This is a genomic window from Mesorhizobium sp. LNJC394B00, assembly GCF_000502555.1.
GTDB lineage: Bacteria > Pseudomonadota > Alphaproteobacteria > Rhizobiales > Rhizobiaceae > Mesorhizobium.
This window is the reverse complement of the sequence record NZ_AYWH01000007.1, coordinates 501,939-514,078: the sequence shown is the minus strand read 5'-3', so window position 1 is coordinate 514,078 and position 12,140 is coordinate 501,939. Positions and strand designations below refer to the sequence as shown.

The window sequence follows — 12,140 nt, the reverse complement described above, 5'->3', positions numbered from 1 at the left end:
GCGTAAACGACCGGTTTGTGTAACGCACCGTGAGAGGCGCGGGGCAATTGGAGGAAAGCAATGAAGACCATCGCTAAACTGCTCTGCGGCGTCGCACTCGCGGCCGCCGCCATCGCGCCCGCATCGGCCAAGGACCTCAACAAGGTCGGCATCTCGGTCGGCCTGCTCGGCAACCCCTTCTTCGTCGCCACCATCAAGGGCATCGAGGACGCAGCCAAGAAGATCAACCCGAAGGTCGAGGTAACCTCAGTGTCGGCCGACTACGACCTCAACAAGCAGGTCTCTCAGGTCGATTCCTTCATCGCCGCCGGGGTCGACGTGATCATGCTCAATGCGGTCGATGCCAAGGCGATCGGCCCGGCGGTGAAGAAGGCGCAAGCAGCGGGCATCGTCGTTGCCGCCTTCGACGTCTCGGCGCCAGGCGCCGACGTCACCGTGATGACCAACAACGTCAAGGCCGGCGAAGAGGCCTGCCAGTATCTGGTCGACCACACCGGCGGCAAGGGCGACTACGTTATCCTCAACGGCCCGGCGTCGTCGTCGATCCTGGAGCGGGTGAAGGGCTGCAAGGACGTCCTTGCAAAACACCCCGACATCAAGATCCTCTCCGACGACCAGAATGCCGAAGGCTCGCGCGACGGCGGCCTGAAGGTCTTCCAGTCGCTGCTCACCCGCTTCGACAAGATCGATGCGGTGTTTGCCATCAACGATCCGACGGCGATCGGCGCCCAGCTTGCGGCCAAGCAGCTCAATCGCTCGGAGTTCATCTTCACCGCAGTGGATGGCGCTCCCGATATCGAGAAGGAACTCGCTTCCGGCACCTCGATGATCAAGGCCTCGGCTTCGCAGGATCCCTACGTGATGGCTGGCCAGTCGCTGACGATGGCGGCTGAGCTGCTTGCCGGCAAGAAGCCGGCGGAGCCGACCGTGCTGCTCGACCCGAAGCTGATCACGGCCGAGAACCTGAAAGACTACAAGGGCTGGACCGCAGCCCGCTAAGCCTCCCAAGGCCGATGCGGCCGGGGCAACCCGGCCGCATCTCAATTCCAGAAACGGGAGACGATCATGTCGCGCATCGGTATTCATTCCTTCGTCTGGTCGGCGAGTTCGGCGCAAGGCGACCTCGAACGCACGCTGGCCAACACCAGAGAGGCCGGCTTCGACCTGATCGAGTTCTCCTATCTTGACCCGGCCAATGTCGACGTTGGCGGGTTGGCCAGGCGCATCGCCGACCTCAAGCTCGGCGTCGCGATCAGCATCGGCCTGCCGGCCGACGGCGACATTTCGAGTGCCGACAAGGCGGTTGCCGCGCGCGGCGTCGAGATCCTCAACGAGACGATCGCGCTCACCCGCGATCTCGGCGGCCAGAAGATTGGCGGCATCCTCAGCACCAGCCACGGCTTGCAGACGCAGGCGCCGACGCGCGATCAGTGGAACCGCAGCGCGGGGACACTTGCGAAGGTTGCGGAGACGGCCAAGGCCGCCGGCGTCACGCTCAACCTGGAGATCGTCAACCGCTTCGAAAGCAATCTGCTCAACACCGCTTCACAAGGCCTGGCCTTCATCGCGGACACCGGCTCCGACAACATCTTCCTGCATCTCGATACCTTCCACATGAACATCGAGGAGGCCGATGTCGGACTGGCTATCCGCCATGCCGCTGACAAGATCGGCTATGTCCATATCGGCGAGAGCCATCGCGGTTTCCTCGGCACCGGCAATATCGACTTTGCCGCCATCTTCGATGCGCTGACCGCAATCGGCTATAGGGACGACCTCAGCTTTGAATCCTTCTCGTCGAAGATCGTCGACGAGAACCTCTCACGGAAGACCGCGATCTGGCGCAATCTGTGGGCCGACAATATGGAATTGGCCCGGCATGCGCGCGCCTTCATCTCAATCGGGCTGGAGACGGCGCAGCGCAAGGCAGAGCTTGTCGCATCGAGACATCGTCCTTAGCAGGAGCGCGCTGCCAAAGCGCCAATGTTGTCGTTCATCCGGCCCGCGCGTTACGTGCAAGGAATCGACGTCGGAGGCGCTGAGTGTGGCGGAGGCAGTCGAGCGGGGTGACGCTGACGAGAGCTTTCTGATTTTGGCTCACGAAACGCAATAAAATCAACATCTTCATACGCCCTCCGGGGCCATCCGATCTCCATACTGGACGGGGATGACGTTTGACACAGCGCGGCGGAAGGAAGCAGGATGGCTGATAGAGTCGACATCGCATAATGATGTCACTATATAGCGGCGGCTTCGACCGTGTAGCTGTGGCTGTGTACCACGAAGCAGCAGAAAATGTGTTACGCGTTGTGATCCCTATTGTGATACAAATCGGCCGTCGACAGCAGGAAAAGATCGTAAGAACAACAGCATAGAGCCGAAGCCGATCCCGGCCAACGTACCACTCTATCAAACAATCAGAACGTGCTCATTGAACCCTTCCCTTCATTCGGCTCTTCGGACCTCCGACAAGATCAACTTGCCGGGCGAAGCCGACTCGGTTCGAATGGCAGCATGCATCCTTTACCGGGTGCGGACGTTTACGGTTACCAACCGGCATAGCCGCCAGGGAAAAGCAGTATGAGTGAACATGCGATCGAGTTCTTGCGCGGATGGATCGGTGAAAAGGTCCACTGCCAGCACTCGCCGGTAAAGATCGAGAAGCAGGCCGAGACCCTCGCCAAGGAGTGCGCGGCCAAGGCCGCTGAGGTCGGCATTCCGCTGGAAGATATCCAGGAAGAAGTCGGCGACATCCAGGAACTGATCGCATCGCGGCTCGAAGAGGCGGCCGAGGCCGACCAGAGCAACGCGGCCAAGCCGTGACGCAACAGGCCTGGCGCCGCCAGGCCTTGTCCTCTATCCAAATCGATCTTTCAGCCAGGCCTTCGGCAGCGCCGGCACGAAATTGCCGTCGCGTCCGCTCATATCCTCATTGGCGACCATTGCATTGAGGATCGCCTCCTCTACGCCTTGCGCCACCGCATCGAAGAACGGATCGATATCGACGTCCGGGATGTAAGCGACGTTTGCGGTTCGTCCCGATGGTGCAAGTGCTGCTTGCGGATTGGCGGTGGTGAAGGCCAGAAAAATGTCGCCCGAACTGTGGTAGCCGAAGCCGCCTGTCATGGCGATGCCGAGCGGCACGCGCTTTGCCAGCCGCTTCATCTGGTGCGGCAGAAATGGCGCATCGGTGGCGACGATGGCGATGATCGAGCCCTTTTCGGCACGCGGCGTGCCTTCGCGCATCGCCGGCTCTACCAGATCAGGCCCGACGCGGGCGCCGCGCAGTGTGAAATTGCGCCGCTTGCCGAAATTCGCCTGCACGAATACGCCGACCGTATGCCTGATGCCCTGCCACTCGACGATGCGCGATGCCGTGCCCGAGCCGGCCTTGAAGCCAAAGGCAATCATGCCGGTGCCGCCGCCGACACTGCCTTCCTCGATCGCTCCACCGGCGGCACCGTCGAGCGCGGCTTCGACATCTTCGAAGCCGACGTGATGACCGTTGATGTCGTTGAGGAAACCATCATAGGTCTCCGCCGCAACCGGCAGGCCCCAGCCGCTGTCGAGCGCCGGCGGCAGCACGCGTTGCATCCAACGCAGCGTGCCGTCGCGGGTAACGCCGCAGGAATGCGTGTTGGTGATCGTGACCGGCAGGTTGAAGGCGCCGACTTCCTCGATAATGTGCGACCCCGTCAACTCGCCATTGCCGTTCTGGCTGAAGACACCGGCAAACACCGGCGTGGCGAGCTCAGCCAACGGCCGCGGCAGGATGGCGGTGACGCCGGTGCGCACCGGCCCCGTGCCAACCTCGAGCAGACCCTCGCCGGAAATCAGCGTCGCATAGCCGACCGATACGCCGGGCACATCGGTGATGGCGTTGAAGCCGCCCGGCGTGCCCTCGAAGGCAATGCCGAAAGCACGGGCGCGCGGCTTGCCCGCCGGCGTTTGAAGATGCGGGTCATGTCCGGTCATGCGGTCCTCTAAAAAAGCGAGCCCTGATTGCCCGGTTCTTTCGGTTTGCTGGCCGCCGGCTTTGCGGCGGGTTTGCTGGCGGGCGGCGTGGCCGCTGGTTTGGCAACGGCCTGCACCCGCTCGGCGTCGCCGGTCGCGACCGCATTTACGATGCCGTCGGCGAACTCCAGCTGCAGGCCAGCGCCCGGCGTCACATCAACTGCCAGTTTGATCACCGCGCCGTCGGCATCCTTGACCAGCGCGAAGCCGCGGGCCAGCACAGCCTTGTGCGACAGCGTTGCCATCAGCCTCTCGGATTGGACAATGCGGCCGCGCAGTCGCTCCAGCCTGAGCAGTACCGCTTGCGTGCCGCGTCTCGTCAAAGCTGTCAGCAGATCCCTCTGCACGGTTTGCCGCCGTGCCGTTGGCTCGATCGTAATGCGGCCTTGCAGCAAAGCCAGTTGCTGCCTGTGCCGTTGCAGGGATGCTTTTGCGCATTTTGGCAACTGATCCGCTGCGCGATTGAGTTCCGCGCGCCGGGCTCTCGCCAATGCGCGCAGCGCCCCCTGGGCGCGCAAAAGGTTGCGGTCGTTGGTTCGTCGCGCCTCGGCAATCCGCCGCGACAGCGTTGCCGGAGTGAGCTTCACGGCGAAGAACCGAGCTCGCTTTCTTTCGGTGGAGACCATCAGCCCCCGGCTAAGCCGGCTGGCCGCCTCGTCCAGCCGCCGTCGCGGCAGCGCCAGCAACTGGTCGGGTGAGGGCAGTGCCCGGGCCGCCGCACGCGAGGCCTGCCGCTTGCGTTCGAAATTGCGCAAGGTGGCTGCTTTGAGACGTGCGCCAAGACTGGCTAGTGTCGCTTCGAGGTCCGCTTTCACCGGCACCGCGATCTCCGCCGCACCTGTCGGCGTCGGTGCGCGCATGTCGGCGACGAGGTCGATCAAGGTCCAGTCGGTCTCGTGCCCGACGGCCGAAATCACCGGAATGCGCGAGGCGGCGACGGCGCGCGCCAGCCCTTCATCGTTGAACCCCCAGAGGTCCTCGAGGCTGCCGCCGCCGCGCGCCACGATCAGAAGGTCGGGCTGGGCAATCGCGCCATCCCAGGCCAGCGCGTTGAAGCCGTTGACGGCGGCCGTCACTTCCGCCCCCGCCGTCTCGCCCTGGACTCTTACCGGCCAGACCAGCACATGCAGCGGAAAGCGGTCCTTGATGCGATGGATGATGTCACGGATCACCGATCCGGTCGGCGAGGTGACGACGCCGATGGTGCGCGGCATGAACGGCAGCCGCCGCTTGCGGCCGGCATCGAAAAGTCCTTCGGCCTGCAGTCGCCGCTTGCGCTCTTCCAAAAGCGCCATCAGCGCCCCGGCGCCGGCGGGTTCTAGATTGTCGATGACGATCTGGTAGTTGGATTTGCCGGGATAGGTGGTGAGTTTGCCGGTGGCGATCACCTCCATCCCCTCTTCGGGGCGGAATTTCAGCCGGCTCATCGTGCCTTTCCAGACCACGGCATCGAGCCGCGCGCGGTCGTCCTTCAGTGTGAAATAGGCATGGCCGGAAGAGTGCGGCCCGCGATAGCCGGAAATTTCGCCGCGCACCCGCACATGGCCGAAGACATCCTCGACCGTGCGCTTCAGCGCGCCGGAAATCTCGCTCACCGTGTATTCGGTGGCATTGGTTCGTGATTCGGATTCTGCGTCGCTCATCGGCCGATTGAGCGGCTGTTGTCGCTCCGCGTCAAGATTCCATAACTTGATCTTAAGCCTGTCCTGATTGACTCTGGGCCAAGGAGGACGCATGAGCGCCCGCAGACAACGCAGCCCGTTGACGTTCCAGGTCACCCTGACGGTGCTGACGCTTGCCGTTTTTGCACTGGCCATCGTTGTCGGCTTCGGCCTTTACGCCACCATGCAGGCCGACCGGGTCTCGCTCGAGCGGCAGAAGGTTTTCCTGGCCAACGGCCTGCAGGACCAGATCGCCGCGGTAAAGCGCGAGCAGGAAAGCGTCGCCGTCTGGGATGATTCCGTTATCAACGCCAAGGCCGGCAACCAGACCTGGATGGCAGAGAATCTCAGCGTCTGGATGTCCTCGTATTACGGCCACAACCGGGTCTATGTGCTGGACGACGCCAACCGGCCGGTCCACGCCATGCGCGAAGGCAAGGTCGTGTCGCCTGCCGTCTTTGGCGAGGACGAACCCGCTTTGCGGCCGACCATCGCCAGGTTGCGCCAGATGATGAGCAAGGACGCAAGCCAGGCCGGCGCAAAATTCGTTGCCGACGATCTGGTCTCGCTTGGCGGTCAGCCTGCCATACTCAGCGTCATGCCTCTGGTGCCGAGTTCGGATCGCGTCACCCAGGCATCCGGCAGCGAATATCTGCATGTCTCCATAGAGTTCATCAACGACGCGGTGATCGGCAAGATCGCGCAGAAATATCTTCTGGCGGGGGCGCATCTCCTGCCGATGGCTCAGCCGCTTGGCTCGGCTGCCATTCCGCTTATCGACAAACAGGGTGTCATCCTCGGCTATATTGCTTGGGACCAGGAACGGCCCGGCCTGACGCTGGTGGGCAAGGCCAGCCCGGCCCTGGCTCTGGCCGCGCTGGTTGCGGCGAGCGTGCTCGCCTTTCTGCTCCGGCGTCTGCGCCGTGCGTCATCGGCGCTGCAGACCAGCCAGGCCCAGGCGCAATATCTCGCCTTTCACGACACGCTCACCGGCCTGCCCAACCGGGCACTGTTCGAGGACAGGCTGCGGCGTGCCTTGCTTACCTCCGGCAATGAAAGCAAGGTCGCGCTGCTTTATCTCGATCTAGATCGCTTCAAGCATGTCAACGACACGCTTGGTCACCCGGCAGGCGACGAACTCGTGCGCCAGACGGCGGCCAGGCTTCAGCATACGGTTCGCGACGTCGACACGGTGGCAAGACTGGGTGGCGACGAATTCGCGGTGATCCTGATCGATGTCCGCGACGTAAGGAACGCCGAGGATATTTCCGAGAGGGTGCTGCAGAAACTGCAGGAGCCGTTCAAGCTGATGGACGATCAGGTCTTTATCAGCGCCAGCATCGGCATAGCCTTGTCGACAGGCCCTGATGCCGACGCAGACGATCTGCTGCGCAAGGCCGACATCGCGCTCTACGAAGCCAAGAAGAACGGCCGTGGCCGCTACCAGGTCTTCGCCGGCGACATGGACGACCTTTTGCTGCGCAAGCGCAAGGTCGAGAGCGAGCTGCGCAGCGCGCTGAATGGCGGCACCGGTATCAAGCTCGCCTACCAGCCGGTCTTTGCCAGCGACGGCAAGACCATTGTCGGCGCCGAGGCGCTGATCCGCTGGGCGCATGAGGTCCATGGCGCACTGCCGGCGGCGCAGTTCATCGCCATCGCCGAGGAACGCGGCATGATCGGGCAGCTCGGCGCATGGGCCCTGCTGGAAGCCTGCCGCTTCGCCGTGAAGACCAAACTGCCGTGGCTCGCCGTCAATGTCTCGCCGCTGCAATTGCGCGACGCCGGCTTTGCCGAAGAGGTTGCCTCGATCCTCGCCGAAACCGGACTGGCGCCGAAGCGCCTGCAGCTCGAAATCACCGAAAACGTTCTCCTGGAAAACAACGACACCACCAGAGCGGCTCTGGCAGCCTTGCGCCAGTCGGGCGTCGGCATTGTGCTCGACGATTTCGGCACCGGCTATTCGTCGCTGAGCTATCTGCGCCGCCATGCCATCGACAAGCTCAAGATCGACCGCTCCTTCGTGCGGCTTCTCGACGGCGACGGCAATTCGGGCGCCATCGTCAAGGCGCTGATCGATCTCGCCGGCGCGCTCAAGGTCGAGGTCACCGCCGAGGGCGTAGAGACCGAGGTGCAAAAGGCGCTGCTGGTCGCCATGGGCTGCCAGCAGCTGCAGGGCTACCTCTTGTCGCCGCCGCTGGAGCCGGCGCAATTGGTGGCGCTGCCCGGCCTGTCGTCGGCCAACGCAACGACGGAGGCGGCAGCGTCGGCCTGATCGTTCCTACCAGCCAGGCAGGATCTGGTTCGGCTTGCCCCGCTTCATCTTGGCGAAGGCGAGCGAGGCGAAATCGAAGCTTCCCGTTTCTTCGCCGAGCGGCACGGAAATATTGTCGAGGCTTTCCGAGATGTGCCGGGCCAGAGCGTCGACGATTTCGGGACGCGAGGTCTGGCCGCGCATGATGCCGATGCGGCAGTCGGGCAGGGCGCCAAAACCGTCGGCTTCGCCCAGCACTCGCATGCCGGGCCGCAGCGCGCATTCCGGCAGCACCGAGATCGCCAGCCCCGACAGCACCGCGGCGGTGATGACGGTGGCCGAGAAGCTGGTGAACAGGATTCGATAGTCGCGGTTTTGCCGGTCGAGCACATCGACGGCGGCGCGCCGCCAGATGCAGTTCGGCCGGCCGAAGGCCATCGGCAGCACTTCCTGTTCGTGCGTGGCATGGTTGGCCGAGGTCACCCATAGCAGCGGCTCGCGCCGCACCACTTCCGACTGGCCGCGCGTATCGTTGTGCGTCACCAGCGCAAGATCGAGATTGCCGCGCTTGATATGCTCGACCAAGCCTGGTGTCGGCTCGCAGATCACGGTCAGCTCGACGCGTGGGTTGGAGCGCGTGAAGCGCGCCATGATCTCGGGCAGGAACCGGTCGGCATAGTCGTCGGGGGTGCCGATTCGGATGGTGCCTTCGAGCCGCTGGTCATCGAAGGCGGCCAGCGTTTCGCGGTTGAGATAGAGCAGGCGGCGCGCGTAGGAGAGCAGCTTGTCGCCTTCCTCGGTCAGCCTGTTGGTGCGGCCGTCCTTTTCGAACAGCGGCTTGCCGATCCGCTCTTCCAGCCGGCGCATCTGCATCGACACCGCCGATTGCGTGCGCAGCACTTCCTCGGCCGCGCGGGTGAAGCTGCCGGTATCGGCAATCGAGATGAAGGTCTGCAACTGGTCGAGATCGAGTGGCGCTTTCATCGGTCCAATCCATCACTAGCGTTGATGCTAAAGATTAGAAACATTCGTTGGATTAATCAATCGGTGCGTGGCAAATTCACATTGTCCACATGAAAGCATGTGAATCGAGACCGGAACGGCCGCTGTCCCCAGCGCCGATCGCCTGGTCTTGTCCAGTTCGAGTCTGAAGGAGACCGACATGACCACGTTTGATTTCGCCACCGAGACCTCGCGCATCACCTCGCGTCCGGCCGTTGCGACGCGCGTGGCCAACACTCTTCTCAACGCCTACCAGGCCTGGAAAAATCGCCGCGCCTTCTATCGCCTTGGCGAGATGTCGGACGCCGAACTCGCCGATATCGGCCTGACGCGCTCGGACCTCCATGTCGCCATCGATGTGCCGTTCGGCGCCGATCCGACCGTGAAGCTGCGTGCGATTGCGAGCGATCGTGCCGATACGATCGAAAATCTCGCCCGCCAGATAGCGTGATATCGGGCGCATTGTTTCGGTTGCCGTGAACCTTTCTCAGGCTCGCTGCGACCAACGAGTATAGCAGGCTCCCCACTCCCTGCCGGTTCCCCGCCGGCCAGCCTGCACACTGGCCCGGTCCTCCTCCAGGACCGGGCTTTTCTTTTAAAGCTCCGTCGTCATCGTGCGGTCTGCGCCGCTCGCTTCGTTCCTTGCTCCGAAGCCGCGAAGGTCAGCGCCCAACTACCGCCAACTACCGCCGGTCCATGTCCCGCTTGAACTGGTCGAAGATCGTTTCCACGCCCTTCTGATAGTCGTCGCGCTGCTGGGCGCCGGTCTCGAACATCTTGCCGAAAATATCGTCGAACGGATTGCGTGGCCTGCCGCTCGGATTGGCCTGCGGTTGCGGCGCCTCGCGCTCCTGCGGTGCCTGTCGCGGCTGGGGTGCTTGCGGCTGCTGCGGCGCCGGCTGCCCACCGGGCAGGCCGAAGCCGCCACCACCGCCTTGCCGCATCATCTCTTCAAAAATCTTGCCCAGCGGGTTGTCGCCGTAAGGGCTCTGCGTCTGTTGCGGCTGTGTTGGCTGCTGCGGCCGGCCCTGCGGTTGCTGTGCCGCGCCACCGCCGAACATGTCCTGCAGCACCTTGCCCAGCGGATTGTCGCCATAGGAGTTGGGCGCCTGTTGCGGCTGGCTTTGCGGCTGTTGGGCGCCGCCGCCGAACATGTCCTGCAGCACTTTGCCCAGCGGGTTCTCACCGTAAGGATTGGGTGCTGGCTGCGGCGGAGGCTGTGCCCCGCCGCCCGCCTGCCGCATCATCTGTTCGATGATCTCGCCGAGCGGATTGCTGCCGCCGCCGAAGCCACCGGCGGCCTGCATCTGACCCCCGGTCAACTGGTTTGTCGTCTGCTTGAACAATCCGCCCATCACCATCGAAGCGATGGCCGGCAGCATCTGCTGCAGGATCTGCTGGCTGACGCCGGTCGCCTGCGCGGCCTGGCTGGCCACCGCGCGCGACAGCTCCTTCGAGCCGAACAGATGACCCAGAATGCCATTGCCCTCATTGACGCCTTGCGGTGAGAAAGCCCTGGTCGCGTCCTCGAAATATTTCGCGTGCTGGCCGCTCGCCATCGCCGTCATGAAGGCGCCTAGCCCATAGGGATCGGCGGTGTTGCGTTGCAACCCTTGCGAGAAGGCCGGCAGCAGAGCGGCGACAGCCGCCTGCGTCTGCTGCATGGAAAGCCCGTACTGCTGGGCAAGCGCCTGCATGCCGTTGCCGTTCTGCGCCTGCGCCAATATGTCGAACAAGGTAGGCATCGGTTTCTCCTCCGGGAAATCCTCGAGGGAGAACCTAGTTCGTTTCGATGTTCGATTGAAGCGGCTTTTGCCGCTGCTCAAGGCGCGACGCTAATACGCATATTCCATGAACACCGGCTCGATCGAGCCGCCCCAGCGCGTGTGGTAGGCCGACAGCATTTCCTCGGCACTGGTGGTACCGCGCGCCACGACTTCGTCCAGCGTGTTGAGGAACGAGGTCTCGTCATAGCCGTCGCGGTTCTTCCTGCCGCGATTTTTCAGCCCAAGGCGCGAAATCGTCATTACATCGCGGCCGATCTCACGCAGCGTCGTGTTGCGGAACGGCGCGGAAATGCCTTGTTCCGGCACCGCATTGCGCATCGCCAGCGTTTCTTCATACGTCCAGCTCGAAGTCAGCGCCTCGGCGGCGTCGAGCGCGGCCTCGTCATAGAGCAGCCCGACCCAGAAGGCCGGCAGTGCGCAGATGCGGCGCCACGGCCCGCCATCGGCGCCGCGCATTTCGAGGAAGCGCTTCAGCCTGACGTCGGGGAACAGCGTCGACAGATGGTTCGCCCAGTCGCCCATGGTCGGCAGTCCGTCTGGTACTTCATTGCGGGCAGCGCCGGCCATGAACCGGCGGAAGGTGATGTGCGTCATGTCGTGATAGTGGCCGTCGCGGATGACGAAATACATCGGCACGTCGAGCGCCCATTCGACATAGTCGGCAAAGCCGAACTCGGGCGAGAAGCAGAATTCGAGCAGGCCCGAGCGCTGGTTGTCGGTGTCGCGCCAGATGTCGCCGCGCCAGCTCTGCAGCCCGTTCGGCCGGCTGTCGGTGAAGGGCGAGTTGGCAAACAGCGCCGTCGACAGTGGCTGCAGCTTCAGCGACACCTGCATCTTGCGGCGCATGTCGGCTTCGCTTTCGAAGTCGAGGTTCACCTGGATGGTGCAGGTGCGATACATCATGTCGAGACCCTTGGTGCCGACCTTGGGCATGTAGCGGGTCATGATTTCGTAGCGCGATTTCGGCATTTTCGGCGTCTCGGCCAGCGACCATTTCGGGCTGCCGCCGAGGCCGAGAAAGCGGATGCCCATCGGCTCGGCGATCTCGCGGACCTGCGCCAGATGCGCATTGCCCTCGCGACAGGTCTGGTGGATCGTTTCCAGCGGCGCGCCCGACAGCTCGAACTGGCCACCAGGCTCCAGCGAGATCGCGCCCTGTCCGGTCGGCTCGACCAGGCCGATGATGCGGCCGTCATCGATGATCGGGTCCCAGCCGAGCTTTTGCTGCATGCCTTCGAGGATGGCGCGGATGCCGCGCTCGCCGCCATAGGGCACCGGCGCGTTCCCGTCGACATAGAAGGGGAACTTCTCGTGCTCGGTCCCGATGCGCCACTTGTCGCGCGGCTTGTTGCCTTCGGCCAGATGCTCGACCAGTTCGTCGATGCCTTCGATTGCCCGGAAATCGGTTGTGTCGCGCGCCATGGG

At 63.5% G+C, this 12,140-nt stretch carries 10 protein-coding genes; 5 read left to right on the top strand and 5 right to left on the bottom strand.

What is annotated here, in order from left to right; all coding sequences use genetic code 11:
* Positions 1 to 60: 60 nt before the first annotated feature.
* From X751_RS141270 to X751_RS141280, 3 genes are all read left to right on the top strand, one after another.
* Positions 61 to 999: an ABC transporter substrate-binding protein gene (locus X751_RS141270; RefSeq protein ID WP_023670567.1), complete on the top strand. Its 939-nt coding sequence runs from the start codon at positions 61 to 63 to the stop codon at positions 997 to 999.
* A 66-nt stretch (positions 1,000 to 1,065) separates the two neighbouring features.
* Positions 1,066 to 1,959 carry a sugar phosphate isomerase/epimerase gene (locus tag X751_RS141275; protein ID WP_023681847.1) on the top strand — a complete coding sequence of 298 codons (894 nt, stop codon included), beginning with the start codon at positions 1,066 to 1,068 and terminating at the stop codon, positions 1,957 to 1,959.
* Positions 1,960 to 2,580: 621 nt separating this feature from the next.
* Positions 2,581 to 2,823 (top strand): DUF768 domain-containing protein, encoded by a 243-nt coding sequence (locus X751_RS141280; protein WP_023670565.1) that lies wholly within the window; start codon positions 2,581 to 2,583, stop codon positions 2,821 to 2,823.
* Positions 2,824 to 2,856: 33 nt separating this feature from the next.
* Here the strand turns inward: X751_RS141280 and X751_RS141285 are convergent, their stop codons facing one another.
* Positions 2,857 to 3,975 carry a P1 family peptidase gene (locus tag X751_RS141285; RefSeq protein WP_023715632.1) on the bottom strand — a complete coding sequence of 373 codons (1,119 nt, stop codon included), beginning with the start codon at positions 3,973 to 3,975 and terminating at the stop codon, positions 2,857 to 2,859.
* 8 nt (positions 3,976 to 3,983) lie between these two features.
* A complete protein-coding gene (gene xseA, locus X751_RS141290; RefSeq protein WP_023715633.1) occupies positions 3,984 to 5,657 on the bottom strand; it encodes an exodeoxyribonuclease VII large subunit in 1,674 nt (557 codons plus the stop codon).
* A 91-nt stretch (positions 5,658 to 5,748) separates the two neighbouring features.
* Here xseA and X751_RS141295 point away from each other — a divergent pair, with 91 nt between their 5' ends.
* Entirely contained in the window at positions 5,749 to 7,947 is a 2,199-nt protein-coding gene (locus X751_RS141295) for an EAL domain-containing protein (RefSeq protein ID WP_023692357.1), read from the top strand.
* 6 nt (positions 7,948 to 7,953) lie between these two features.
* Here X751_RS141295 and X751_RS141300 read toward each other — a convergent pair whose 3' ends face one another.
* Entirely contained in the window at positions 7,954 to 8,910 is a 957-nt protein-coding gene (locus tag X751_RS141300) for a LysR substrate-binding domain-containing protein (RefSeq protein WP_023692356.1), read from the bottom strand.
* 178 nt (positions 8,911 to 9,088) lie between these two features.
* Here X751_RS141300 and X751_RS141305 point away from each other — a divergent pair, with 178 nt between their 5' ends.
* Entirely contained in the window at positions 9,089 to 9,379 is a 291-nt protein-coding gene (locus tag X751_RS141305) for a DUF1127 domain-containing protein (protein WP_023745712.1), read from the top strand.
* A 232-nt stretch (positions 9,380 to 9,611) separates the two neighbouring features.
* Here X751_RS141305 and X751_RS141310 read toward each other — a convergent pair whose 3' ends face one another.
* Together X751_RS141310 and X751_RS141315 are read right to left on the bottom strand one after the other, a co-directional pair.
* Positions 9,612 to 10,673 carry a DUF937 domain-containing protein gene (locus X751_RS141310; protein ID WP_023692354.1) on the bottom strand — a complete coding sequence of 354 codons (1,062 nt, stop codon included), beginning with the start codon at positions 10,671 to 10,673 and terminating at the stop codon, positions 9,612 to 9,614.
* Between the two features lie 90 nt (positions 10,674 to 10,763).
* A complete protein-coding gene (locus tag X751_RS141315; RefSeq protein WP_023692353.1) occupies positions 10,764 to 12,137 on the bottom strand; it encodes a glutamate--cysteine ligase in 1,374 nt (457 codons plus the stop codon).
* Positions 12,138 to 12,140: the final 3 nt, after the last annotated feature.